The organism is Falsiroseomonas sp. HC035, assembly GCF_050563525.1.
Classification (GTDB): Bacteria; Pseudomonadota; Alphaproteobacteria; order Acetobacterales; family Acetobacteraceae; genus Falsiroseomonas.
On sequence record NZ_JBNXUN010000012.1, the window covers coordinates 51,449 to 76,071 of the forward strand.

Annotated in this window: 18 protein-coding genes; 8 read left to right on the forward strand and 10 right to left on the reverse strand. The window is 70.0% G+C overall.

Going from position 1 to position 24,623, the window contains the following annotated elements; translation table 11 throughout:
- Positions 1 to 206: 206 nt before the first annotated feature.
- Positions 207 to 2,009, reverse strand: coding sequence for a hypothetical protein (locus tag ACLF3G_RS21495; RefSeq protein WP_430671459.1), 1,803 nt, complete (start codon positions 2,007 to 2,009; stop codon positions 207 to 209).
- A gap of 208 nt (positions 2,010 to 2,217) precedes the next feature.
- A complete protein-coding gene (locus tag ACLF3G_RS21500) occupies positions 2,218 to 2,502 on the reverse strand; it encodes a hypothetical protein (protein ID WP_430671460.1) in 285 nt (94 codons plus the stop codon).
- A gap of 373 nt (positions 2,503 to 2,875) precedes the next feature.
- Between ACLF3G_RS21500 and ACLF3G_RS21505 the strand changes: the two genes are divergently transcribed.
- The 8 genes from ACLF3G_RS21505 to ACLF3G_RS21540 all read left to right on the forward strand — a co-directional run bounded on the left by ACLF3G_RS21505 (position 2,876) and on the right by ACLF3G_RS21540 (position 16,461).
- Positions 2,876 to 3,481 carry a hypothetical protein gene (locus ACLF3G_RS21505; RefSeq protein WP_430671461.1) on the forward strand — a complete coding sequence of 202 codons (606 nt, stop codon included), beginning with the start codon at positions 2,876 to 2,878 and terminating at the stop codon, positions 3,479 to 3,481.
- Between the two features lie 32 nt (positions 3,482 to 3,513).
- Positions 3,514 to 4,341, forward strand: coding sequence for a cellulose synthase operon protein YhjQ/BcsQ (locus ACLF3G_RS21510; protein WP_430671462.1), 828 nt, complete (start codon positions 3,514 to 3,516; stop codon positions 4,339 to 4,341).
- The gene (gene bcsA, locus ACLF3G_RS21515) at positions 4,338 to 8,951 is read left to right on the forward strand and encodes a UDP-forming cellulose synthase catalytic subunit (protein WP_430671463.1); all 4,614 of its coding nucleotides are present in this window, start codon (positions 4,338 to 4,340) and stop codon (positions 8,949 to 8,951) included. Before ACLF3G_RS21510 ends, bcsA begins: the two co-directional genes overlap by 4 nt.
- A gap of 3 nt (positions 8,952 to 8,954) precedes the next feature.
- A complete protein-coding gene (locus ACLF3G_RS21520) occupies positions 8,955 to 12,662 on the forward strand; it encodes a cellulose synthase subunit BcsC-related outer membrane protein (protein ID WP_430671464.1) in 3,708 nt (1,235 codons plus the stop codon).
- 91 nt (positions 12,663 to 12,753) lie between these two features.
- On the forward strand, positions 12,754 to 13,758 hold the full coding sequence (locus tag ACLF3G_RS21525; RefSeq protein ID WP_430671465.1) for a DctP family TRAP transporter solute-binding subunit: 1,005 nt from the start codon (positions 12,754 to 12,756) through the stop codon (positions 13,756 to 13,758).
- A 103-nt stretch (positions 13,759 to 13,861) separates the two neighbouring features.
- The gene (locus tag ACLF3G_RS21530) at positions 13,862 to 14,263 is read left to right on the forward strand and encodes a TRAP transporter small permease (RefSeq protein WP_430671548.1); all 402 of its coding nucleotides are present in this window, start codon (positions 13,862 to 13,864) and stop codon (positions 14,261 to 14,263) included.
- A gap of 4 nt (positions 14,264 to 14,267) precedes the next feature.
- Positions 14,268 to 15,548, forward strand: coding sequence for a TRAP transporter large permease (locus ACLF3G_RS21535; protein ID WP_430671466.1), 1,281 nt, complete (start codon positions 14,268 to 14,270; stop codon positions 15,546 to 15,548).
- Between the two features lies 1 nt (position 15,549).
- The gene (locus tag ACLF3G_RS21540; protein WP_430671467.1) at positions 15,550 to 16,461 is read left to right on the forward strand and encodes a PfkB family carbohydrate kinase; all 912 of its coding nucleotides are present in this window, start codon (positions 15,550 to 15,552) and stop codon (positions 16,459 to 16,461) included.
- Here ACLF3G_RS21540 and ACLF3G_RS21545 read toward each other — a convergent pair.
- The 8 genes from ACLF3G_RS21545 to ACLF3G_RS21580 form a co-directional block, all read right to left on the reverse strand.
- The gene (locus ACLF3G_RS21545) at positions 16,442 to 17,485 is read right to left on the reverse strand and encodes a tagatose 1,6-diphosphate aldolase (protein WP_430671468.1); all 1,044 of its coding nucleotides are present in this window, start codon (positions 17,483 to 17,485) and stop codon (positions 16,442 to 16,444) included. The two genes, ACLF3G_RS21540 and ACLF3G_RS21545, sit on opposite strands and share 20 nt — an antisense overlap.
- A gap of 115 nt (positions 17,486 to 17,600) precedes the next feature.
- Positions 17,601 to 18,386 (reverse strand): HpcH/HpaI aldolase family protein, encoded by a 786-nt coding sequence (locus ACLF3G_RS21550; RefSeq protein WP_430671469.1) that lies wholly within the window; start codon positions 18,384 to 18,386, stop codon positions 17,601 to 17,603.
- 24 nt (positions 18,387 to 18,410) lie between these two features.
- Complete coding sequence (locus tag ACLF3G_RS21555; protein ID WP_430671470.1) at positions 18,411 to 19,592, reverse strand: mandelate racemase/muconate lactonizing enzyme family protein; 1,182 nt, start codon at positions 19,590 to 19,592, stop codon at positions 18,411 to 18,413.
- Positions 19,593 to 19,607: 15 nt separating this feature from the next.
- Positions 19,608 to 20,366: an SDR family NAD(P)-dependent oxidoreductase gene (locus ACLF3G_RS21560; RefSeq protein ID WP_430671471.1), complete on the reverse strand. Its 759-nt coding sequence runs from the start codon at positions 20,364 to 20,366 to the stop codon at positions 19,608 to 19,610.
- Entirely contained in the window at positions 20,363 to 21,481 is a 1,119-nt protein-coding gene (locus tag ACLF3G_RS21565) for an ABC transporter ATP-binding protein (RefSeq protein WP_430671472.1), read from the reverse strand. Before ACLF3G_RS21565 ends, ACLF3G_RS21560 begins: the two co-directional genes overlap by 4 nt.
- A gap of 11 nt (positions 21,482 to 21,492) precedes the next feature.
- Positions 21,493 to 22,377 carry a carbohydrate ABC transporter permease gene (locus tag ACLF3G_RS21570; RefSeq protein WP_430671473.1) on the reverse strand — a complete coding sequence of 295 codons (885 nt, stop codon included), beginning with the start codon at positions 22,375 to 22,377 and terminating at the stop codon, positions 21,493 to 21,495.
- Positions 22,370 to 23,323 (reverse strand): carbohydrate ABC transporter permease, encoded by a 954-nt coding sequence (locus tag ACLF3G_RS21575; protein WP_430671474.1) that lies wholly within the window; start codon positions 23,321 to 23,323, stop codon positions 22,370 to 22,372. Before ACLF3G_RS21575 ends, ACLF3G_RS21570 begins: the two co-directional genes overlap by 8 nt.
- Before the next feature lie 4 nt (positions 23,324 to 23,327).
- Positions 23,328 to 24,608, reverse strand: a complete 1,281-nt coding sequence (locus ACLF3G_RS21580) for an ABC transporter substrate-binding protein (protein WP_430671475.1) — start codon at positions 24,606 to 24,608, stop codon at positions 23,328 to 23,330.
- Between the last annotated feature and the right edge of the window lie 15 nt (positions 24,609 to 24,623).

Here is a 24,623-nt window from a genome sequence, read left to right on the forward strand (position 1 = left end):
AGCTTAGCGCCAGTCAGCCTACGTCCGCGCGCCGGCGCCCGCGGCGCGCAGTTCGGCGGGGCTTCCGCCCTAATTCCTGGCCGAGCCCTGACCCGAACGGGTTCGGATAACCAACGAGGAGCGGCAGGCCTGGTCCTGCGAGGGGCTGCCCCTTCCGGTTGCCTGGCCGCGTGGCGCGCCACCCGCAGGCCACGCGGCCGGGCAGTTCAGAGCTGGTCGTTCGCTGGCGGCTCGCCGCCGAACCAGCTCCGCCGCATCAGCGCCTGGGCCTCCTGCGCTGCCGCGGTGTCGCCACGCGCCTCGGCGACGCGCAGCAGGCCGGCGGCCGCCCAGCCATTGTTCGGCACGCGCGCCAGTGCCGCGCGGAAGGCCGCCTCCGCCGCGTCGAGGCGACCCTGCGCGAGCAGCTCGGCACCGAGAGCCTGATGCAACGGGTAGTACCAGAAGGGCGGCTCCATGTAGGGCAGGCTGTCCTGCAATGCCGCCGCCGCCCCGAACAGGCGTGCCGCCTCGGCGTGGTCGCCGGCCCGCTGCGCCACCCGAGCGGAGACCACGCGCTGCGCGATGTCGAACACCACCGTCGCCGGAATGCCGGCGGCATCGAGTTGCGCAATCTCCGGCCGCTGGCCCAGCGCCCCGATCGCCGCAACCTCGCCCTGGGCCTGCTCGGCCAGGCCCTGGCGCGCGAAGGCGACACCGCGGGCATAGTGCCAATGCGCCCGGACATAGGGGAAGTCGCCATCCGGTGCCGGCAGGGCCAGGATCGCCCCCGGCGCCGTGAAGCGGGCATGGGCGAGGTAGCGGCTGGCGGCGATCGGCTGCGTCCACGGCACCTCGCGCTTGGCGCGCTCGGACACCAGGTCCGCCAGCTTCTCGGCCGCCTCGACCGCGGTGCGCCCGTCGCCGCCCATCAGTGCGGAGGCGAGCAGGAAGTGGACGTTGTGGGGGTAGTAGGCCTGGCTCATGATCAGGCTCTGGCCGCCCTCCGCGATCAGCGCCTCGGAGGCCGCGGAGGCGGCCCGATTGGCGTCCAGGCTGTCCCGCCAGCGCCCGAGGCGATAGTGGATGTGGCTCGGCATGTGCACCAGGTGCCCGGAGCCCGGCATCAGGTCGGGCAGCCGCGCGGCATGCCCGGCGGCGCGTTCCGGCCGGTCGGACGCCTCGACGCTGTGGATGTAGAGGTGGATCGCGCCGGGATGGTCGGGCATTGCGGCGACGCCGGTTCCGGAAGCCTCCCCCAGCACACCCTCGAGCAGCGCCACGGTGCGGGCCGTCCAGCCCTTCGGCTCGCGCCCGCCCTCGCCCCAGTAGTCCCAGGGGGTGACGTTCATCATGGCATCGGCGGCCAGCACGGCGATGTGCGGGTCCTGCGGGAAGCGCCGTTGCACCGCGTCCATGGCCTCCGCATAGGCCGTGTTGAGCGCGGCCTGGTCGGCCTGCGGATCCGCCGCGTGCCGCGTCGACAGCGCCTCGATCAGCGCGCGGTGCTGCGGCGCGGCCTGCGCCGCCATCCGGCGTGCCGCATCCAGCGCGATCAGTGCGCGCGCATTGGCGTCCGGCACCATCGGGTAGTTGATGTTCGGGCCGAGCACCCAGGCCTCGCCCCAGAGGCACGCCGCGCAGGCTGGATCCAGGGCCTGCGCCGCGCGGAAGTTGCGCGCCGCCTCGCCATGGTTGAAGGCCCAGGCGAAGCGGTAGCCCTGGTCGAAATAGGCCTGGGCCTGCGGGTTCGTGCTGGCACCCGGCCAGCCCAGCGAGCCGAAATTGGGGCGCAGCGGGGGGCGCTCGTCGCTGGTGGGCGCGGAAGCGCCGCGTGGCAGGTCGCGCCCAAAGATGCCCATCTCACCACGTGGCGGTGCAGGCTGTGGCGCCTCCTGCAATTGCGCGACCTGCGGCCGGTAGTGATCGTCATGGGCCGCGGCCTGCGGCACGGCGAATGCCTGAAGCGCCGCCGCGGCGGTGCCGAGCAGCAATGTGCGGGTGGTGGGCCTGCATCGGGTCGGTGTCATGGTCTGGATTCCCTGATGAATCGGACCGGATTCCCGCGTGGCGGTCCGGGTCGCTTGGCGGGCGAGAATCTGCCAGCCGCCGGCCCGGCAGGCTTGGTCGGAAGCTCATGCGGATCTGATGATTTCCTGAAGAATTCCTGGAGATCGGTGTCGCGCCACCCTTGCACAGCGCCTGGCGGATGTGCCGATCGACACTCTCGTCACACCGTCAGTATTGGAATTCGACGGTCAGCCCCGGGCGATCGCCGGCCGGGCCGGTCGCGGTCTCGCCTTCCAGCTTCAGTCGCGGCGTGATTTCCACCTCCTTGCCCACCCCGGTCTGCCCGCTCTGGACCCCCTGGCGCAGCCAGAGATAGACGCAGGGCGCGACGTAGCGCCCTGCCTCGGCGGTCGGGCCGGCGCTGGTTCCTTCCACATCGCCGTCGGCGGCGACACCGAGGCGGTCCAGGCCGAGCGCGCCTCGCACGCGGGATGCCACCGGTGGAACAGGCATTCGGGACCAGGTTGGATCGACCACATGTCGCACGATACCAAGCCAGGAAGCATGCCGCGGTTCGCTGCCGGATCGCGGCAGGTAGTTCTACCTAACGCCGACAGGCCCGGTGATCGACCAGTTCCGGCGCCATGGACCGGGTTCGCGGCGCCCGCAGTCCGATCCGCGACGAGCAGGACGAACGGAACCGGGCAGGGCACAGTCTCTCATCGACGCTATTTTCGCAACATCCTCATCGGCATGAAATAAGCTACCAAAAAGAAGATTCGGATCGAAATCCGCTCGTTGCGTTCACGCTCTATGAACAACAAATACTGGGCCTCGCCGTTGTTGTTGACTTAAGGGCGAACTCTGCTGCATTCAGACTTGCCTGTTGTTCAATGTGAAGTGGGGGAGCATGGAGCGCCACGTCGAACGACTTCTTTCCTCCTGCAGTCTCGCCCAGTTCAGCTACCGCACCTGGCCGGCCCCCGGGATCCTGGCGCCTTCTGCCCCGCTTGCGCCGGCCGAACCGTTGCCCGGGGCTTCCTCACGGCTGCTCGTCGTCGCCGCGCCATCCGGCGCCGAGGCGGTTGCGGCCGCCACCCCCGGTCCGCCACCGGCCGAGACGCCAAGCACGGCGCGTACGCGGACGCTGCTGGCGAGCTTTTCCCGCCTCATCGAGGACCCGCAGCCTGCCGCGCCCACGGGCCCTGCCGTTCAGCAGAGTCTCCGGAGGCGCGGCCCGCTCGCGCTGCCCCCGGCCGAAGGATTCGAGGCGCCGATCCATGTCGGCTACCGGCCGCCGAGGACTGGCCGCGACCGGCGGGCGCCGGCTGATGGTGTTCCGGACAGCATCCCGGGCGTGAGGCCAGCGGGCAAGCCCGACGCCGGACAGGGAGCCACGCCGGGCCGGCGCTTTGCGCTGCTTGAGGAGATGCTGCCTGACCCCTCCCGGCGCCCGGACCGGCGCAACGCGCCGCGTCGCTCCGCGACCTGACCACCACATCCAGCCAGAGCACCCCATCCATCATGCCGCTCGTTGCTTTCGTCTCGCCCAAGGGCGGCGTCGGGAAGACCACCCTCGCCGCCAACGTCGCAGCCGTGCTGGCCGCACAGGGGCATGAGGTCGTCGGTCTCGACCTCGACCCGCAGAACGCGCTGCGGCTGCATCTCGGCGTGCCGATCCACGAGGAGGGCGGCTTCCTGGCGCGGATGGCGGAGGGCCTGTCCTGGCGCGACTGCGTGCGCCCGACCCGGGCCGCGATTTCGCTGCTGCCGCATGGCCATGCCGAGCCCAAGGCGGCGCTCGACCTGACGCGCCTGGTGCTGGAACAGCCGGAGGTGCTGGCGAGCCAGGTGCGGGACATGCTGTCGGTGCCGCAGCGCGTGGTGGTGGTGGATGCGCCGCCAGGGCCGACCCCGGCGCTGTCCGCGGTGCTGCCACTGGCGGACGTGATCTGCGTGGTGCTGCTGGCGGATTCCGGCTCGGCCTCCTTCATCCCTTCCATTGCCAGCGGCCGCTTCCTCGGTCGTGGCACCCTGGCGGCACGCTCGGCGCAGAAGGCGATGCTGGTGCTGAACCAGGTTGAGCTGGGCTCGCCCCTGTCTGATGCCGTGCTGGAGTTCGCGCAGCAGACCATGGGCGACCGCCCGGTGAGCGCCGTGGCGCGCGACCCTGCGGTGGCGGAGGCGCTGGCGGATCGCCGCCTGCCGGTCGAGGGCACCGGGCCAGGGTCGGACGATCTGGCGCTGCTGGCGGAACGCATCGAGGGCCTGCTGGCGCTGGCCGTGCCGCAGGACCGCGACAAGCCACGCCCCACCTTCTCGGCCCTCGCATCCTGGGGTCACCGGCGTTGATCCGCGCCGCGACGGAAGGCCGCCTGCCGCTGCCAGGCCGGCTGCTGCGCGGGCTGCTGGTCGGCCTCGGCCTGCTGGCGCTGGTCATCGTCGTGACCGTGCCGCTGCCCGGGGAGGCGCAGGGCGTGCTGACGCTGGCGGGGGCCGCCGCCTTCATCGTCCTGAACCGCTTCCGGTCCCGCCGCGTCACCGTGGTGCTGGTGATGCTCTCGGTCGCCATCACCTCCCGCTACCTGTTCTGGCGGGTGACGCAGACGCTGGAATTCGAGACGTTCCTCGGCGGCACCCTGTCCATCGGCCTGCTGCTGGCGGAGACCTATGCCGCGACGCTGCTGTTCCTGTCCTATGTCCAGCTGACCTGGCCGCTGGACCGCAAGCCGGTGCCGCTGCCGCCGGATCCGTCGCTGTGGCCCACCGTCGACATCTACGTGCCTTCGTACAACGAGGATCTCGACATCGTCCGCCCGACGGTGCTGGCGGCGATGAACATCGACTGGCCGCGGGACCGGATGAACGTCTACATCCTGGATGACGGCCGCCGTCCCGCCTTCCGCGACTTCGCCGAGCAGGTCGGCTGCGGCTACATCATCCGCCCCGACAACAAGGGCGCCAAGGCCGGCAACATCAACCACGCACTGAAGCACACGGATGGCGAATACATCGCCATCTTCGACTGCGACCACGCGCCGACGCGGGCCTTCCTGCAACTGACCGCCGGCTGGCTGGTGCGCGATGCGCGCATCGCCATGGTGCAGACGCCGCACTTCTTCTACTCGGCGGACCCGTTCGAGCGGAACCTGGCGCGCCGCCGCCCGGTGCCGAACGAAGGCCTGCTGTTCTACGGCGCTATCCAGCCGGGCAACGATTTGTGGAACGCCGCCTTCTTCTGCGGCTCCTGCGCGCTGATCCGCCGCACGGCGCTGGAGGAAGTGGGCGGCGTGCCGCACCAGACGGTGACGGAGGATTGCCACTGTTCCTTCCTGATGCAGAAGAAGGGCTGGCACACCGCCTATATCCGCCTGCCGCTGGCCGCCGGCCTCGCCACCGAGCGCCTGTCCATCCACATGGGCCAGCGCATGCGCTGGGCGCGCGGGATGATCCAGATCCTGCGGCAGGAGAACACGCCGATGGCGCGTGAGCTGACCATCGCGCAGCGGCTGTGCTACACCACCGCGGGATTTTCCTTCCTGTTCGCGCTGCCGCGCATCGTCTTCCTGACCTCGCCGCTGGCGTTCCTGTTCCTTGGCCAGAACATCATCGCCGCCTCACCGCTGGCGATCATCGCCTACGCCGGCAGCCACATGATCCACGCCTTCGGCACGGCGGCCCGGCTGAACGGCCGCAACCGGCATTCCTTCTGGTCCGAGATCTATGAGGCGACACTGGCCGGGCCGCTGGTGCGCGTCACGCTGGCCACTTTGTGGGACCCCCTCAAGGGCAAGTTCAACGTCACCGACAAGGGCGGCATGGTGGAGGAAGGCTACCTGGACGTGCGCGCCGTGCTGCCGACGCTGGTGATCCTCGGCATGCTGCTTATCGGCGTGTCCATCGGCATCTACGGCCTGGCCACCACCGCCACCGGATCGCTGGAATTCCAGGCCTACGCCCTGAACACGCTGTGGGCGGTTCTGTGCCTGGTGCCGGTTTCCGCCGCCGTCGCGGTGGGCGTGGAGCGTGAGCAAATGCGCGCCCGCGCCCGCATCCAGGCGGACATCCCCTCCGAGATCGTGCTGCCCGACGGGCGCCGGATGAAGGCCACCACCTCCGACCTGTCGCTCTCCGGTGCGCGGCTGCTGCTGGACCGGCCGCTCGGCGTGGCGGACGAGGCCGAGATCCGCATCGCCTTCCATGTCGGCGGCGAGGTCCAGGAGGTGCCGGCGCAGCTGCTGCGCTGGGAGGATGACGAGGCGATGGTGCGTTTCGTGCTGACCGATGTGCGCGACGAGATGGCGCTGGTGCGCGTGTTCTTCGGCCGGCCGGATGCCTGGATCGCCTGGGACCACTGGCCGGTCGATCGTCCGCTGCGGGCGCTGCGCGACGTGGTGGCGGCGACGCGGGATGCGGTGTTCGTGCGCTACCGCTTCCGCATCCGTAAGGCGCCGGTGCGCAAGGCGGCGGCCACGGCGGCCACGGTGCTGGAACGCAAGTCGGACATGCTGCGCCCGCGTCGTGCCGGCATACAGGCAGAGGATACGCCGGGCACGGCGGCGCGGAAACTGCCGGAACTGGTATCCGCGGTGCTGCTGGCCGTGGCGCTCGGCTTGCCAGGGGTGGCGCTCGCGCAGGCGCCGCGATCCCTGCTGGACCCGGGCACGTTCATGGCGCCGCCTCTTTCCGAACCTCTGCCACCGCCGGCTTCTGTCGTGCCCACCCAGATGCCCGTGCAGGCTCCCGCGCCAACAACAGCCCCCTCGGTCGCGCCCGCGCCCCTGGCCGCCGCGCCTCTGGCCTCGAACGCCGTACGGGAATTGCGCTTCACGCTGCGCGAACTGGGCCTCACCGGGCCCATGCAATTCCGCGGCACCGCCGACCTGCAGGGCGTGCTGTTCGGCTTTTCCCGCGACGAGGTCGTCACCGCCGCGCGGTTGGTGGTGCAGGGCGGCTCCTCGGCGCAGCTCATCCCCTCCCTGTCGCAGATCGCGGTGACGCTGAATGAACAGTTCGTCGGCAATCTGCCGCTGGACCCCGCGCGCGGTGCCTTCGGCCCTGTCGGCTTCGACCTGGACCCGCTGGCCTTCGCCGAGCTGAACCGTCTGAATTTCCGCTTCAGCGCGCGCTACACCACCGAATGCAACGACCCGCTGTCGGGCCTGCTGTCCGCCAATGTCTCCGACCTCTCGACGCTGTCGCTGACCATCGAGCGCCTGGTGCCGCAGCGCGACCTGGCGCGGCTGCCGGAGCCGCTGTTCGATCGCCGCAACCTGCGCCAGGCGCTGAACCTGCCGGTGGTCATGGCCTCCGAATCCGGCACCGCGGCGCTGCGCGCGGCGGCCATCGCCACCTCCTACTTCGCGGTGGAGGCGGATTACCGAGGCGCGCGCTTCCCGGTCTCCCGCCAGTTGCCGCCGACCGGCAACGCCCTGGTGTTCGCCGCCAGCGCCGATGCCATCCCGAACCTGCCGCTGCCGCGCATCAGCGGACCGACGCTGGCGCTGGTGCCGAACCCGACCGACCCCTTCGGCACGCTGCTGGTCATCGCCGGCCGGTCGGAGGGCGAGCTGGTGCAGGCGGCCACGGCGATGGCCGTTGGCGGCAACAGCTTCGGCGGCGAGGCCGTGGTGATCTCGGCACCACCGACGCTGGCGCCGCGCCAGCCCTATGACGCACCGCGCTGGGTCGCCGCCGACCGGGCGGAGGAGTTCGGCCGCCGCACCGACCGCACCGATCTGCAGGCCTTCGGCTACTCGCCCGGCACCATCCGCGTGCCGCTGCGCACGGCGCCCGACCTGCTGACCTGGGCCGGGCGCGGCATTCCCGTTGACATCGCCTTCCGTGCGCCGACCGGACAGGCGCTGGATGTCGCAGCCTCCCGGCTCGACGTCGCGGTCTCCGGCGCCTTCCTGAAGTCGCTGCCGCTGGGCTCCGGGGATCGCTGGTGGCTGCCCGGCTTCGCGCAGCCCTGGCTGGTCGGCACGCTGCTGGACGACCCGGCAGTCCGCCGCGGCCGCGTGCTGGTGCCGACCTACCTGCTGGCCGGCCAGGACGAGTTGCAGATGCGCTTCGACATGCGGCCGCTGGCGCGCGGCGACTGCGTCGCGGTGCCGGGCGAGATCCGCGCCGCGATCGAGCCGACCTCGACCATCGACATCACCGGCGCCTGGCGGCATGCGCGGCTGCCCTCGCTGGGCTTCTTCGCCTCCTCCGGCTTTCCCTTCACCCGCATGGCGGACCTGTCTTCCACCGCACTGGTCCTGCCGGAACAGCCGAACACGGTGGAGACCGGCGCCTTCCTGGATCTGGTGGGTGCTCTGGCGCTGAAGGTCGGGCTGCCGGCGACCGGCTTGCAGGTGGCCTTCCCCAACGGGCTCTCGGCCATGGCCAACCGCGACCTGATCCTGCTCGGCACCCTCGGCCGCCAGCCCGCCGCGACGGCGCTGCTGCGCGACAGCCCGGTGCAGGTGACGGCGGAACGGCTTACCCTCGGGGCTTCCGACCGCCTGTCGGAAATCCGCGCGCTGTTCCTGGGCGAGGGCGAGGAACGCCAGCGCGCCGCCGCGGCGCTGACCGAACTCGGCGAGAGCGTCGCGGTGATCGTCGGGACGCAGTCGCCGTTACAGTCGGGACGGTCGGTGGTCGCGGTGCTGGGCGCCACGCCGCTGGCGCTGGCCAATGCGGTGGCGACGCTGCGCGACCCGGCGACGGCGGGGCAGGTGCAGGGCGACCTGTCCGTGCTCAATGGCAGCAGGATCAGCGCCTTCCGCACCGGGCGCGGCTATGCCGTGGGCGATCCGCCCTGGTGGCTGGTGCCCTACCTCTGGATCGACGAGGACCCCTATGCGGTCATCGCGCTGATGCTGGCGGCGGCCCTGCTGCTCGGCCTGCCGACCGCCTGGATGCTGCGCCGCCGTTCCGCCATGCGCTTGCGCGCGCGCACCCCGAAGGACCACTGAAGGATGCGCAAGCGGCTCCCACTCGCCCTGCTGGCCACGCTGGCCGCAGGTCACGCTTTGGCGCAGGAGGCGCCTGGCTCCGGCGCGGTCAACATCCTGATCCGGCAGGCGGAACGCTGGCTGGGCCAGGACCGTCCGGACCTGGCGGCCGCCCCGGTGGAACGGGCCCTGGCGGCGGAGCCGCAGAACCCCTCCGCGCTGGCCATGGCGGCGCGGCTGGAACTGGCGCGCGGCAACCGCGATGCGGCGAATGGCTACCTGGCCAGGTTGCAGCGCACCGGCGCCACGGCGCAGCTGGAGGCGGTGCAGGACGCCGTGCGCGCCAGCACGCTGGACCGCACGGGGCTGGAGGAGGCCCGCCGCCTGGCCCAGGATGGCCGCGCCGCCGCCGCCGTGCAGCGCTACCGCGCCGTCTTCGGCAACCGTCCGCCACCCGAGGAGTTCGCCGTCGAATACTACCAGGCCCTCGCCGGCGCCCCGGCAACGCGGGAGGAGGGAGTGCGCAACCTTGGCCGCATCGCCGAACGGCCCGGTGCCGATGGCCGTGCCCGGCTGGCCTATGCCCAGGCCCTGACCTTCGACCCCGCCACCCGCGCCCAGGGCCTGGAACGCCTGCGCGCCCTGTCGGAGATGCCGGAGGTGGCGGTGGAGGCGCGCCGCGCCTGGGCCGCCGGGATCGGCTTCGCCGGCAATGACCCGGCCATCGCACCGCAGGCCGAAACCTTCCTCCGCCGCTTCCCCGAGGACGCCTCCATGGCGCAACGCCTCGCCGCGCTGCGCAGCGTGCCGGCAGCCACGGCCGCGACTGCGCCCGACCCGGATGCGGCCGCACGCCAGGCGGCGTTCGAACGGCTAGAGGCCGGCGCGCTCGGCGACAGTGCCCGGCGGTTCGAGGCGCTGGTGCGGGACAACCCGCGGGATGCGGATTCGCTCGGCGGCCTCGGCATCATCCGGCTGCGGGAGGGCAACCTGCCGCAGGCGCGGGACCTGCTGGAACGCGCCATTGCCGCCAACCCGGCCAATGCCCGGCAGTGGCAGCGGGCACTGGATGCGGCGTCCTATGGGGAGGAAGTCGCCTCCGCCCGCGCCGCGCTGCGCCGCGGGGCGCTTGACCAGGCCGATGCCGCCGGCCGGCGCGCCGCGCTACGCGACGTGGAGGACCGGTCCGACGCGGAAGCCGTGCTCGGCGAGATCGCGCTGCGCCGGGGCGATGCGCCGGGGGCGGAGGCGCGCTTCCGGGCCGCCCTGGCGCGGCGCCCGGGCCTGCCATCCGCACAGGCCGGCCTGAACGCCGCGCTGCGGGCGCAGAACCGCGGCAGCGAGGTCGTGGTGGCGGCGCGGCAGGACAGCGCGCCGCGCGGCGTCGCAGGCGGCACGCCGCCGGCGCCCGCCGCCGCCACGGCCTTCCGCAACGAGGCGGCGCGCATGGCGGACCCCACCGCGGCTGCCGCGCTGCTGCGCAATGCGGTGGCGGCGGCGCCGGATGATCCGTGGATCCTCCTCGACCTCGCCCGCGCGCTGCGCCGGCAGGGTCGGGGTGCGGAAGGCCGCGCGCTGGTCGAGGAGCTCGCCGCCCGCGTCGGAACGCCGGATGCCACCTATGCCGCGGCGCTGATGGCGGAGGAGGATGGCCGGCTGGCGGATGCCGATGCCTTCCTGGCCCGCATCCCGGCCAACCGCCGCAGCACGGACATGTCCCGCCTCGCCACCCGCATCCGCAGCCAGCGGGACGTGGCGGCGGCGGTGGCACTGATGGCGGCGTCTCCGCTTGAGGGGCGCACCCGGCTGCTGACCATCGCCGCGCGGCCTGACCCTACGGGGGCCACCGCCGCCGCCGTCATCCGCGCCTTCGGCGAGGCCGGCGACCGACCTGGCGCCGGGGAGGCGGCCCGCGTCGCGGCCATCGCCAACCGGGCCCAGGTTCCGGCGCGCGTGGCCATCGCCGGCGCGCTGCTCTCGGCCGGGCTGGAGGCGGAAGCGGTGGCGCTCGCGGCCGAGATCGAGGCGGGCGGGGTTTCCGCCGAGGCGCAGCGCGACCTGGCCGCGCTGCGCGGCGGTGCCGCCATCCGCGCCGCGGATCGGCTGAACGAGGCCGGCGACCAGGCGGGCGCCTTCGAACGCCTGCGCCCGGCCCTGGCCAACGGCAGCAACCCGGAGGCGCAGCTGGCTCTCGCGCGGCTCTACATCACCGCCCGCCAGCCCGCCGAGGCGCTGAGAATTGCGGAGATGCTGCTGGCGCGGGATCCGCGCAACGTGGAGACGCGACGCGCCACTATCGAGGCGGCGATCGCGGCCGGCGACCGCCAGCGCGCGGCGCAGCTTCTGGCGGAAGGCCGCAGCGCCATGCCGGGCGATGCGCGGATGCTGCTGCTGGAAGCGCGCGTGGCGCGCGATGCCGGCGACGGTGGACGGGCGCGGCAGGCGCTGGAGGCGGCATCGCGGCAGCGCGCCGCCGAACTGGGCGTAGGAGGGCGCGGCTCGGCGGCGGCGACACCCTCCGGCCTCGCGAATCCCTTCGGCCCGGCGGCGGTGCCGCGGCAGGGCGCGCCGGCGGATCCGCTGACGCGGGACATCGAGCGTGAGCTTGCCGCGCTGCGCGACGATGTCGGCCCCAGCCTCGCCGCCGTGGCCTCCGGCCGCATGCGTTCCGGTGACGATGGCCTCGACAAGCTCAGCGAGCTTTCGGCGCGGCTGGAGGCGGTGGCGGCGCTGCCTGTGGTCGGCGGACGCATCACCGCCTTCGCCGAGCCCACCACCATCGACGCGGGTTCACTGGAGAACTCGCGCCAGGCACGGCAGCGCTTCGGCGCCAGCGTGCTGAACGGGGCAGGGGCCTTGCCCGCGCCTGGCGATGCCGGCGCCTCCGGTGTCGGGGTCGGGCTTGCCTACCAGCGCGGCGACTGGCTGCGCGCCGATGTCGGCACCACGCCGATCGGCTTCCAGACCTCCAACATCATTGGTGGCGCCGAGATCGCGCCGCAGCTGACCGCGGGGGGAATTCGCGCGCGCTTCACGGCCGAGCGGCGCGGGATGAATGACAGCCTGTTGTCCTGGTCCGGCGCCACGGACCCGCGTACCGGCGCGAGCTGGGGCCCGGTGCTACGGACCGGCGGGCGGGCGCAGATCGAATTCCCGCTCGGCAATGGCTACGGCTATGTCGGCGGCGGCTATTCCGCCTTCGACGGCAGTGGCGTCGCCTCCAACACCCGGATCGAGGGCGGCGCGGGTGTCTCCATCCCGATCTGGCGCGACGGCGACAGCGAGCTGCGGACCGGGCTGGACCTGGTCTACCTCGCCTATGAGCGGAACCTGCGGTATTTCACGCTCGGCCACGGCGGCTACTTCTCGCCGCAGCAATACACCGCGCTGAACATCCCGGTGGACTACCGCGGCCGCAACGGCGACCTGTCCTATCGCGTCGGCGCCACGCTCGGCTACGCCGCGTGGCGCGAGGATGCGGCGCCGGTCTTCCCGAATGACCCGGAATTGCAGGGGCAGCTTGTGGCGCTGGCCTCGGCCACGGCGGGCACCAACGACGCGGTGCTGGCCAACTTCCGCAGCCAGTCGCAGGCCGGCGCGGTGGGCGGGGTGCGGGCGGATCTGGACTACGCGCTGAACCCCAGCCTCTCGATCGGCGCGGGTCTGCGCTACGACAAGGCGTCCAATTTCGACGAGACGCGGTTTCAGCTGCGGCTGCGGAACCGGTTCTGAAGCCGGGACTGGCCTGCGCGCGGAGGCTGGTGCAAGCTTCCCCTCGAACGGACGCGGACGAAATGCGGACGGATACGAAGGGAAACGGATAATGCCAATTGCCATGGGGTCGCTGCGGCGCACTTTCCTGCTGGGCGGTGCCGCGCTGCTCGCCGCACCTGCCATCGTCTCCAGCGCGGCCAGGGCGCAGGCCGCCCGCACGCTGCGCTTCGGCCATGTCCACCCGCCGGAGGGCGAGGTGACGCGCGGCATCGTGAAGGCGGCGGAGGTGCTGCAGCAGAGTTCGGGCGGCCGGCTGCGGATCGACAACTTCCCGTCCTCCCAGCTGGGTGGCGAGCGGGAGATGCTGACGCAGGTCTCCAACGGCACGCTGGACCTCTGCATCACCGGCCCGGCCGTACTGGGAAGCTGGGTGCGGCCGATCTCCATCCTGGAATCCCCCTTCCTGGCCAGCGATTTCGACCAGGTGCTGCGGATGTTCGGCCACCCCGCGATCCAGGCCGCCTCACGCCAGCTGGCGGAGGGCCGGTCCATGCGGCCGCTGGAGCCGTGGTACTATGGCACCCGCCACATGACGACCCGGGACAAGCCGCTGCGCCAGCCGGAGGATCTGCGCGGCCTGAAGATGCGCGTGCCGCAGGCGCCGCTGTTCGTCGACATGATGCGCACGCTGGGTGCCGCGCCAACGCCGATGTCGCTGGGCGAAGTCTACCTCTCGCTCCAGACCGGCGTCATCGACGGCCAGGAGAATCCGCTGCCGACGATCGCCGCCAATAAATTCATGGAGGTGCAGCGCTACATCAACCTCACCGGCCACATCCTGGTGCCGCTGCTGCCCGTCATCGCCTCCGCCACCTGGACCGCGATGCCGGAGGCCGACCGCACGCTGGTGGCGCAGGCGCTGCGTGAGGGCGCCAAGGTCTCGGATGCGCTGGTCCGCCAGGGCGAGCAGAGCCTGCGCGGCGAGTTTGAGGGCCGTGGCACGCAGTTCATCGACAGCGACCGACCCGCCTTCCGCCGTGCCTTGGCGCCGCTGTACGAGCGCTACGAGGAGGTCTGGGGCCGCGGCGTCTTCGCCGCCCTGCAGGCGCTGTAGCGCGCCGGTGCGCTTCGTCCTGCGCCATGCCGAGGAGGGCGTCGCCATCCTCCTCGGCGTGCTGATGTTCGCCGCCGTGCTCTGGCAGGTCTTCACCCGCTACGTGCTGAACGACCCGAACCCCTACAGCGAGGAAGCGGCGCGCAGCCTGTTCGTCGGCGTGGTGTTCCTGGGCGCCGCCGCCGCGCTGCGCGACCGCAGCCATGTCGGCATCAACTTCGTGGTGGAGGCGCTGCCGCGTGGCCTGACGCTCATTGTATCGCTCGCCATGCAGGCGCTGATGCTGGCGTTCTGCCTGCTGGTGCTGGTCTGGGGATTTCGCGGCGCGGCGCAGGTCTGGGACCTGCCGACGGAGGCGATCGAGATGCCGACGGGCCTTGTCCTCGGCATCGTGCCCGTCGCCATGGGCCTCTGTGCCATCCGCATCGTCCTCGGCGCGGTGCAGGATATCGGCGCCTGGCGCCGTGGCGAGGCGCTGACCCACACCGAAGGGCGGGACTTCTAGGCACATGCTGGGATTTTTCGCCGCCTGGCTCGGCCTGGTGCTCATGGCCATGCCGGTCGCCTTCGCGCTCGGCGTGGTCGCCGTCGGCTGGCTGTTCATCGAGGGTGCGCCGCTGATCAGCGCGCCGCAGCGGCTGATGGCGGGGGTGGACAGCTTCACGCTGCTCGCCGTGCCGTTCTTCATCCTGGCCGGCAATTTGATGAACACATCGGGCGTCACCGACCGGATCTTCGACTTCGCCGCATCGCTGGTGGGCCATTTCCGCGGCGGCATGGGTCATGTGAACGTGGTGGCCTCCGTCGTCTTCTCCGGCATGTCCGGCAGCGCTGTCGCCGATGCCGGCGGACTCGGCGCGCTCGAGATCAAGGCGATGGTGAAGGAGGGCTATCCCCGCGCCTTCGCCGGCGCCATCACCGCGGCGTCCTGCGTCGTCGGGCCCATCATCCCGCCTTCCATCCCGCTCGTGCTCTACGCCGTCATGGCGAATGTCTCGGTGGGCCGACTGTTCCTGGGCGGCATCCTGCCCGGCATCGTCATCGCGCTGTGCCTGATGGCCTATATCTGGTGGGTCGCGGGCAAGGCCGGCTTTCCGCGCGGCCCGCGCTTCACCTGGACGCAGCGGGGCCGCGCCTTCCTGCGCGCCTTCCTGCCGCTGCTGACGCCGGCCATCATCCTCGGCGGCATCTTCGGCGGCATCTTCACGGCCACGGAAGCCGCGGCCATCGCCGCGCTCTACGCGCTGATCCTCGGCACGCTGGTCTACCGCGAGCTTGGCTGGGGCGACCTGCTGCGGGTGTTCCGCGAAAGCATGAACACCACCGCCGTGGTCGGCTTCATCGTCGCGGCCGCCACGCTGTTCAACTGGGTGCTGGCGCGGGAGCGTGTGCCGCAGCAGGTGGCGGAGATGCTGCTGGGCGTCACCGACAACCCGCTGGTCATGCTGCTGCTCATCAACATCTTGCTGCTGTTCCTCGGCATGTTCATGGAGGCGCTGGCGGTGCTGGTGCTGACCGTGCCGGTGCTGATGCCGGTGATCCTGGCACTGGGCATCGATCCGGTGCATTTCGGCTTCGTCATGGTGCTGAACCTGATGATCGGGCTGCTGACGCCGCCCATGGGCATCGGCCTGTTCGTCGTCGCCAAGGTCGGCGGCATCCCGCTGCAGCACCTGATCCGCGCGGTGCTGCCGTTCTACATCCCGCTGTTCGCCGCACTAGCCTTGATCACCTTGTTCCCGCAGATCACGCTGTTCCTTCCTGACCTGGTCTTCGGGGCCGCGCGCTGAGATGGCCGGAGTTCTCTGCGTCGGCATGGCCGTGTGGGACCGCATCCTGTCGCTGCCCGGCCTGCCGACCGCGCCCATCAAGGTCTATGCCAGCGAGCTGTCGGAGACCGGTGGCGGTCCGGCCGCGACGGCCGCCTGCGCCATCGCACGCCTCGGCGGAACATCGCGGCTGGTCGCGCGGGTCGGGGCCGATGCGGTAGGCGGCCAGATCATCGAGGAACTCGACCGCCTCGGTGTCGCCACCCGCTTCGTCGCTACGCTGGACGGCGCGCGTTCCGCCGTATCCTCCGTCGCGGTGGAACCGGGCGGCGAGCGGCTGATCCTGGCCTTCCCTGGCCAGGGCCTCGGCGTGCCGCCCGATTGGGTGGATTGGGACGCGGCCTTTGAGGGCATTGGCTGCGTGCTGGCGGATGTCGGCTGGCCACCTGGCGCCGAACGCGCCCTGCGGGAGGCCGCGGCGCGGAACATACCCTCCGTGCTCGATGCGGATCTCAGCCCGAACCCCTCCGCCGCGGCGCTGGTGCCGCTGGCCGATCATGTGGTGTTCTCAGCACCCGGCCTCGCCATGCTGGCGGAGGAGGAAGACCCGACCCGCGCGCTGGCCAAGGTGGTGGCCCGCCGCGGCGGCTATCGCGGCAGCGTCGGCGTGACGCGGGCCGACCACGGCTACCGCTGGATGGATGCGGAGGGTGACTGGTCCAGCCCGGGCTTTGCCGTGCGGGTGGTGGATACGCTGGGGGCAGGGGACGTCTTCCACGGCGCCTATGCGCTGGCGCTGGCCGAGGGTGCGACGCTGGCCGATGCAGCGCGCTTCGCCAATGCCGCCGCCGCGCTGAAATGCACCCGTCGCGGCGGCCGGCTTGGCGCGCCGGTGCGAGCGGAGGTCGAGGCGCTCATCCGGGATAGCGGCTGACGAATTCCGAGCCGCCCGGATTGATCTCGATGCCGTCGCGGTAGGCCGGCCGCCGTGTCCAGGGCGTGCCATGCTGCGTCAGCAGCGCGTTGATCCGATGCATGTAGGCGATGCCGCCCTCGGCCAGCGCCGCCTCGAACTTGGCCATGTCGGGATAGGCGGCGAAACTGTCCCACCAGATGGCACGGCCAGCCAGGTAGCCGGAGGCGCCGGCGCGGAAGGCATAGGTCAGGATGCGCCGGAACGGTTCCATCCCCGCGCCGGCGGACAGCATCACCCAGGGGCGGTCGAGCAACGCGTCGATCTTCTCGAACCAGGCCTGCGTGTCGGCCACGGCGCTGGTCTCATCCTCTGGCGCCGGAACCTGGCTCGCCGCGATCGGCGTCTCCAGCTTGAAGATGTCGATGCCATAGTCCGGCTTGGCGAATTCCCGCACCGTCTCGATCACCAGTTCCGGCCGCTTCGCCGGGTCTTCGGTATAGGCGGCGGCGCCGGCGGCATCCTGCGCCAGAGGATAAACTAGCGGTTCCAGCAGCAACGCGATCTCGGCCTCCCGGCACGCATCGCCGATGCGGCGGACGAAGTCATGTTGGCGGTCGTTGACGGAAGCGGGCGCATCCGGCCGGTAGAACAGCATCAGCTTCACGCCATCCGCGCCCATGCGCTTGATCGTTCTGGGGGACCAGCCGGGATAAGTGCGGGTGATGCGCCCGCCGCCCTCGCCCTCCTCGAATTCGAACTGCTCCAGCGTGATGAGCAGGCCCTTCGCCGGGTCCAGGTCGCAGAAGGCGTAGGGGTAGGCGAAGCCGGGGTCGAGCAGCATGGCGGAGGCATGTGGCTGCAAGGTGCGCAGCAGCGCCGCCTTCACCGCGCCCATGCGCTCCCAGGTCACGGCATCCTCGCCCAGCGTCTCACGGATCTTCTTCATGATCGGCGGGCGCTGGTCGACCGCCACCATGCGGAAGAAGCCGTCGCGATCCGCAAGCCGCGTCAATGCGCGCAGCTTTCCCGGGGCCAGCGCCATGTGCCGTTTCCTTCGTTCGTTCAGGGATCAGCATGCCGCCAATTCCGGCGGACCAGAAGCCACGATGACCATCAGGCGCTGTCGGCGCACTCGCCGGCAGCGCCCAAAGCGCCGGTCAGGCCTTGCGGAACTCGCCGACTTCCTTCCACACCGCGGCCACGGCTTCCGTCGCGGCCTTGGCCATCAGCCCGCTGTCATTCGCAATGGTGGTCAACCGGAAGCCCATCTTGATGGCGCGTGCCGCATAAGCGGCGGAGCCGCAATGGATACCGGCATAGATGCCGCGCTTCTTGCAGGCCGCCAGCAGCATCTCGTAGATCGCCAGCACCTGCGGTTCCTCCGAATCCAGCTTCGGCGTCAGGCCGAGCGAGAAGGCGAGGTCGCTCGGGCCGACATAGATCGCGTCGATGCCGGGCACGTCGAGGATGGCCTCGATGTTCTCCACCGCCTCCTTGGTCTCGATCATCGGGATCACCAGGATCTCGTCATTCGCGGTGCGCTGGTATTCGCCGGCGGAGCCGTAGGAGCCGGCTCGGATCGGGCCATTGCTGCGCGCGCCCTTCGGCGGATAGCGGCAGTAGGACACCAGCGCCTCGGCCTCCGCCTTGGTATTCACCATCGGGCAGATGATGCCGTAGGCACCGCCATCGAGCGCCTTGCCGATGATGCCCGGCTCGTTCCACGGCACGCGCACCATCGGCGTCACCGGCTCGCGCCCCATCGCCTGGAAGCACCAGACCATGGACATGTAGTCCTGCACGCCATGCTGCATGTCCACCGTCACGCTGTCCCAGCCGCAGCGGGCCATCACCTCGGCGGAGAAGCCGGAGGGGATGGCGAGCCACCCGTTCACCGCCGCCTTGCCGGACTTCCACAGCTGCTTCAACTCGTTGGTCGCCATCGGGTCTCTCTCCTTGCTTCGCGGTCAGGCCCTGGGTGGGCGTGCCCGTACCGCAGCCTCGTTGACATCGCAGCCCCAGCCCGGCCCGGTCGGCACCAGCATGGCGCCGTTCTCGATGACCGGTGGCGTCGTGACGAATTCATCGCGCCACGCGACGCTGTCGATGTCGATCTCCATGATCCGCAGATTTGGCACCGCGGCGCAGAAATGCGCGCTGATGACGCTGGAAAGCTGGCCGTAGAAGTTATGCGGCGCAACGTTGATCTCGTATACCTCCGCCATGGCGGCGATCTTCAGCGATTCGCAGAAGCCGTTCCAGATCACGTCGATGATGGCGACATCCATGCTGTAGGCTTCGAGGAATGGCTTGAAGTCACGCCGTTCACACAGCGTCTCGCCCGACGCGATAGGACAGTTCGCCACGCGGCGGATGAGCTCGAGCGAGCGCACGTCATGCGTATCAACCTCCAGCCAGGCGAGGCCGACAGGCGCCAACGCCTCCGCGATGCGCATGACACCTTCCGGCTTGAAGTGGAAGTTCACATCGAGCATCACGCCCATGTCCGGCCCGCCACCCTGGCGCATGGCCATGGCTGTATCATGCGCACCGCGTACCACTTCCGGGGACCAGTTCAACTCGGGGAAGCCGGCACCGTGGCCGAAACCAGGGCGGTGGCTTCGCAGGCCGCCTTTGCCATCCGGCAGCAGCGTGTTGGTCTTGAGGGCGCGAAAGCCGCGTGCGCGTACCTCCTCCGCCAGACGCGACAGCCCGTCATAATCGCGGATCATCGGCACGCCGGTCTGTGATTCTGGGTAGCGCGCGCGGTAGCTGCCGCAATGCGACCAGTAGACCGCAATGCGGTCCCGCACCGCGCCGCCAAGCAACGCATGGACCGGCACGCCGAGTGCCTTGCCCTTGATGTCCAGCAACGCGTTCTCGATCGCCGCAATGGCCTGCCGGTTCAGCCCGCCGCGAGATTGCACGGTGCGGGTGTGCAGCGTGTTGCCGATCAACTCGATCCGCATCGGGTCCATGCCGATGACGATTGGCGCCAGCGCCTCGATTAGAGCGCCGAGGCCGGTGCTGCCGAAGCCCTCGTTGAACTCGGACCAGCCGACCAACCCCTCGTTGGTCGTGACCTTGAGGAAGGAGAAGTGCCGCCAGCCCGCGTCGCAGTGCAGCGTCTCGATGCCCTGGATCTTCACGCGCAGTCCTTTCCGTCAGCGTGAGCCGCCGCTGACCATGAAGCATTGCTTGGTGATCAGCTTGCTGTCGTCGGAGGCGAGGAACAGGCCAAGGCGCGCGACCTCCTCCGGCTCGATCGCGTCTGGAATGCATTGGCGCGCACGCCCGGCAGCGATCTTGCTCTCATCCTGATACCAAAGCTCCCGCTGGCGCGGCGTGATGACCATGCCGGGGGCGATGGCATTGACGCGGATGCGGTGGGGGCCGAGTTGCCGAGCCAGGGAGTTGGTGAAGCCGACGATGGCGGCCTTGCCGGCGGCGTAGGCCTGCATGTCCGGAGCGCCATTCATCCAGGCGATCGAGGACATGTTGACGATGGAGCCACCGCCAAGTTCACGCATCTGCAGCGCGACCGCCTGGCAGGCGAAGAAGACGTGCCGGAAATTGACTGCCATCATGAAGTCGAAGCTGTCTTCGGTGACGTCGAAGAAATCCTGCCGCTGGTCCACAGCGGCATTGTTGACCAAAACGGAGGCCGGGCCGCATTCTAGATGAATTTCCGCCAGCGCCCGACGCAGCGCCGTCGTATCGGTCAGGTCGCAAACACGAAAGGTCGCGCCGAGCTCCGACGCAAGCGCCTTGCCAATCTCCGCCTGCTTGTCGAGGAACGCCACGCGTGCACCCTGGCCGGCGAATTCCCGGACAAAGGACTCGCCGATTCCGCTGGCTCCGCCGGTGACGATGACCAGGCGGCCGGCGAGCCCCGCATAGCGCGAGGCAGTGATAGGATTCATGCGATCAGTCGGTCCGTGGCTGGGTCGAAGAGGCAGATGCGGCGGGTGTCCACGGCGAAGCGGCCGGGCGCATCCACCGCCAAGCGTACATCCGGGGCGACGCGGCCGAGGAGCTGTTGGCCGCCCATGCGCATCAACACAATGGTCTCGGCACCTGTCGGCTCCGTCATCTCGACCGGTGCGTCGATGGCGATGCTCGTGCGCGGGTCGGCGCCGAAGCGGCGCTCGGCCTCGCCAATGGCTTCCGGCCGGATCCCCAGCACGACGTCGCGATCCAGGAAGGCGCGTGTCGCCACCACATCGTCCGGCAGCGGCAGGCGAATTTCGTCCGGCCGGCCAGCCCCAATGACGGCTGTCAGCCCACCGCCATCACTCGCCAGCCGCGCCGCAACGGTGTTCATCGGCGGCGCCCCCATGAAGCGGGCGACGAACAGGTTGGCGGGCCGGTTGTAGATGGTGTCGGGGTCCGCGTATTGCTGCACCTCCCCCTGGTGCATCACCGCGATGCGGGTCGCCATCGTCATGGCCTCGATCTGGTCATGCGTGACATAGACGATGGTGGAGCCGATGCGGCGATGCAGCTGCTTGATCTCCATCCGCATCTCGACGCGCAGCTTGGCGTCGAGATTGGACAGCGGCTCATCGAACAGGAACAGCAACGGGTCACGCACCAGGGCGCGCCCCATCGCCACGCGCTGCCGCTGGCCGCCGGACAGCTGTGATGGCTTGCGGTCCAGCAGCGCCTCGATCTGCAGCAGCTTCGCCGTGCGGTCCAGCGCCTCCGCCTGCTGCGCCTTCGGGATACGCCTGCATTCCATGCCGAAGGTCATGTTCTCCCGAACTGTCATGGTGGGATAGAGCGCGTAGGACTGGAACACCATGGCGATGTCGCGGTCCTTCGGCGGAATGCGGGTCACCACGCGATCGCCGATCTCGATCTCGCCCTCATTGGCGTTCTCGAGGCCCGCGATAATCGCGAGCAGGGTCGACTTGCCGCAGCCGGAGGGGCCGACAAGCACCAGGAATTCGCCGCTGTCGGCCTGCAGGTCGATGCCCTTCAGCACCTCCTGCGAGCCGAACCGCTTGCGCACGCCGCGGATGGTCAGTGCCGCCATTCCAGGATCCCCTACTTGACCGCGCCGGCCGTGAGCCCGCGCAGAAAGTACTTGCCGCCGAACAGGTAGACCAGCAGCGTCGGAAGTGCGGCCAGCAGCACCGCCGCGCTCTGCACGCCGTACTGCGGTGCCTCGCTGACCGAGACGCTGAGCGCGATCAGCGCCGCCGTCACCGGCTGCTGCGTGCCGGAGGTGAAGGTCACGCCGTACAGGAACTCGTTCCAGATATGCGTGAACTGCCAGATCACCGTGACGATCAGGATCGGCGGCGACAGCGGCAGCACGATGCGCCAGAAGATGCGAAAGAAGCCGGCGCCGTCGATGCGCGCCGCCTTCAGCAGCTCCGGCGGGATGGAGACGTAGTAGTTGCGGCAGAACAGCGTCGTGAAGCTGATGCCCTGGATGACATGGATCATCACCAGGCCGGAGATGCTGTTGGTCAGGCCGAGGTCGCGCAGGACCAGGGTCCAGGGGATCAGCTTCATCTGCTCCGGCAGGAAGACGCCGAGGATGATGATGCCGAAGATCCAGTTGTCGCCCTTGAAGCGCCACAGCGCGATCGAATAGCCGTTCAGCGCTCCAAGCAGGGTCGAGAGGATGGTCGCCGGGATCACCAGCAGGAAGGAGTTCCACATGTAGGGCGAGATGCCGGCGCAGGTCTGCGCGATGCAGTAGCTGCCCCAGGCGCGGCTGAAATTGTCGAAGGCGAATTCGCGTGGGAAACCGATGACGGAGGTGGCGCCGATGTCCTGCGCCGTGCGGACCGAATTCAGCGCCACGACCACCAGCGGCGTCAGATAGAAGGCGGCGAAGCCGATCAGCAGCGCATAGACCATGAAGCGCGCCGGCCGGCCGCGCACGCCGGGGGAGAAGGAGGGGGCGGCGGCGTCAGCCATTGCGGCGTCCCTCCCGGTGCTTCCGCCAACGGACATAGCCGAAATACGGCACGAGCACCGCCAGCAGCGACAGCAGCATCAGTACCGCGGCCGCGGCACCACGGCCGAGCAGACCGCGCTGGAACATCAGGTCGTACACCACCAGCGTCGGCAATTGCGTCGCGATGCCGGGCCCGCCGCCGGTCAGCGCGCGCACCAGGTCGAAGGTCTTGATGGTGAATTGCAGCAGCACCACCAGCACGGCGATGAAGATCGGCCCGATGCTGGGCAGCACGACGCGCCGGTAGATGCGCCAGACGCCGGCACCATCGATCTGCGCCGCCTTGTACAGGTCCGCCTCCACCGAACGGATGCCGGCCAGGAACAGCGCCATGGCGAAGCCGGAGGCCTGCCAGGCACCGGCGATGACGATGGTGTAGATCGCCATGTCGCGGTCGACGAGCCAGTCGAAGCGGAACTCCGGAAAACCCATGTCGCGCACCAGCTTCTGGATGCCGACCCCGGGATTCAGCAGCCAGGCCCAGACGGTGCCGGTGACCACGAAGGACACCGCCATGGGATACAGGAAGATGGTGCGGAACAGGGTCTCCGCCCGGATACGCTGGTCGATCAGGATGGCCAGCAGCAGGCCGAGCGCGGTGGTCAGCGTGACGAAGCAGGTGCCGTAGATCAGCAGGTTGTTGTAGGCGATGCCCCAGTTGCGCGAGTTCAGCACCGACCAGTAGTTGCGCATCCCGATCAGCTCGTAGCTCGGGATGAGCGTGGAGTCGGTGAAGGAGATCCACGTTGTGTAGAGCGTAAAGCTGATCACGTGCAGCACGCTGATCAGCAGCGGCGGCCACAGCACCAGATGCGGCAGCCAGCGCTCCACCCAGGCACGCCGGGCGGAAGGCAGGCGCCGGGCGGGCAGCGGTGCCACGCCCACCAGCTTCGCCTCGACATTCATAAAGCTAGCGCGCGTCGTCGACGGCCGCGGCCAGACGGCGTACCGCCACCTCCGGCGTCACGGATTTGTCGTGCACATACTCGGTCAGGATGTCGATCATCGCCGCCGACATCTGGTTGTTCTGCGCCATGTTGTGCGCCAGGCTCAGCACCGCCTGGTTGGCGCGCACGGATTCACCCAGCGATCGCGAAGCCTCCCGCTGTCCGTCGGACCAGCCTTCGCCGGACAGGTCCATGTCGGTGCGGACGGGGACGGAGCCGGTGATCTTGGAATACATCTCCTGCACCCGCTTGCTCATCACCAGGTTCGCGAACAGCGCCTGGCCGGCCTGGAAATCCGGCTCGCGCCGCTGCCAGAAGATGAAGGCATCGGCGTTCAGCACGAAGCAGGGCTTGCCGTTGTCGACCGGCGCCTGTCCGACCATGTAGTCCTCCGGACCGAAGCCATTGTGGCGGATGACGCCTTGCGCCCAGCCGCCCATCATCAGCATGCCCATTTCGCCGCGGATGAAACGCGGCAGGAAGGTGCTGTAGTGCTGGCCGGCGGCCGCCGGATCCATCCAGTTGGAGAACTGGCGCAACTGGCGGAAGGCGGCCAGCACCTCCGGCCCGCGCAGCGTGCGGTCATCCAGTTCCATCAGCGCCTTTCGGTAGGCTTCGGGGCTGAGGCCGGCGAGGGCGATCTCGAACTTCATGCCGTCATCCCAGCGGATGCCGCCATTGGCGATCGGCGTGATGCCGGCGTCCTTCATCTTGCCGGCGAGGGAATTGAATTCCGCCCAGGTCTTTGGCAACTCGCGCGCCCCCACCTTCTCCATCGCGCGGCGGGACACGAACAGCGTGTTGGTGCGGTAGATCTGCAGCGGCAGCGCGATCCACTTGCCCTGCGGCTTGTGCAGCTTTGCCAGGTCCGGCGCCACCACGGCCTCGTACCCCGCCGCCGCCACTTCCCGCGTCAGGTCCCGCGTCGGCGCGATGCGCGACCAGGCTGCAATCTCCGGTCCCTTGAGCTGGGACGCCGCCGGCGGGTTGCCGGACAGGATGTCGGCACGCAGCTTGTTCATCATCTCCGTCGTGAAACCCGGCACCGGGCTGTGCTGCCAGGTGCCGCCTTCCTCCTCGAAGACACGGCCAAGCGCGGTGATCGCGGCGCCATCGCTGCCCGCGCTCCACTGCGAGATCAGGGTGAGGCGCGGCTTCACGCCCTGGGCCTGCGCGAGGCGCGGTGCGGCGAGCGTGGCGCCGATGGTGCCGAGCAGCGCGCCGCGGCGGGTGATGGCGTTCATGGACCCTCCCTCTCA

Coding starts and splice junctions, on each gene's coding strand:
- ACLF3G_RS21495 (WP_430671459.1), bottom strand. CDS start 2,009: ATGACACCGACCCGATGCAGGCCCACCACCCGCACATTGCTGCTCGGC.
- ACLF3G_RS21500 (WP_430671460.1), bottom strand. CDS start 2,502: ATGCCTGTTCCACCGGTGGCATCCCGCGTGCGAGGCGCGCTCGGCCTG.
- ACLF3G_RS21510 (WP_430671462.1), top strand. CDS start 3,514: ATGCCGCTCGTTGCTTTCGTCTCGCCCAAGGGCGGCGTCGGGAAGACC.
- ACLF3G_RS21520 (WP_430671464.1), top strand. CDS start 8,955: ATGCGCAAGCGGCTCCCACTCGCCCTGCTGGCCACGCTGGCCGCAGGT.
- ACLF3G_RS21525 (WP_430671465.1), top strand. CDS start 12,754: ATGCCAATTGCCATGGGGTCGCTGCGGCGCACTTTCCTGCTGGGCGGT.
- ACLF3G_RS21535 (WP_430671466.1), top strand. CDS start 14,268: ATGCTGGGATTTTTCGCCGCCTGGCTCGGCCTGGTGCTCATGGCCATG.
- ACLF3G_RS21540 (WP_430671467.1), top strand. CDS start 15,550: ATGGCCGGAGTTCTCTGCGTCGGCATGGCCGTGTGGGACCGCATCCTG.
- ACLF3G_RS21545 (WP_430671468.1), bottom strand. CDS start 17,485: ATGGCGCTGGCCCCGGGAAAGCTGCGCGCATTGACGCGGCTTGCGGAT.
- ACLF3G_RS21550 (WP_430671469.1), bottom strand. CDS start 18,386: ATGGCGACCAACGAGTTGAAGCAGCTGTGGAAGTCCGGCAAGGCGGCG.
- ACLF3G_RS21560 (WP_430671471.1), bottom strand. CDS start 20,366: ATGAATCCTATCACTGCCTCGCGCTATGCGGGGCTCGCCGGCCGCCTG.
- ACLF3G_RS21565 (WP_430671472.1), bottom strand. CDS start 21,481: ATGGCGGCACTGACCATCCGCGGCGTGCGCAAGCGGTTCGGCTCGCAG.
- ACLF3G_RS21570 (WP_430671473.1), bottom strand. CDS start 22,377: ATGGCTGACGCCGCCGCCCCCTCCTTCTCCCCCGGCGTGCGCGGCCGG.
- ACLF3G_RS21575 (WP_430671474.1), bottom strand. CDS start 23,323: ATGAATGTCGAGGCGAAGCTGGTGGGCGTGGCACCGCTGCCCGCCCGG.
- ACLF3G_RS21580 (WP_430671475.1), bottom strand. CDS start 24,608: ATGAACGCCATCACCCGCCGCGGCGCGCTGCTCGGCACCATCGGCGCC.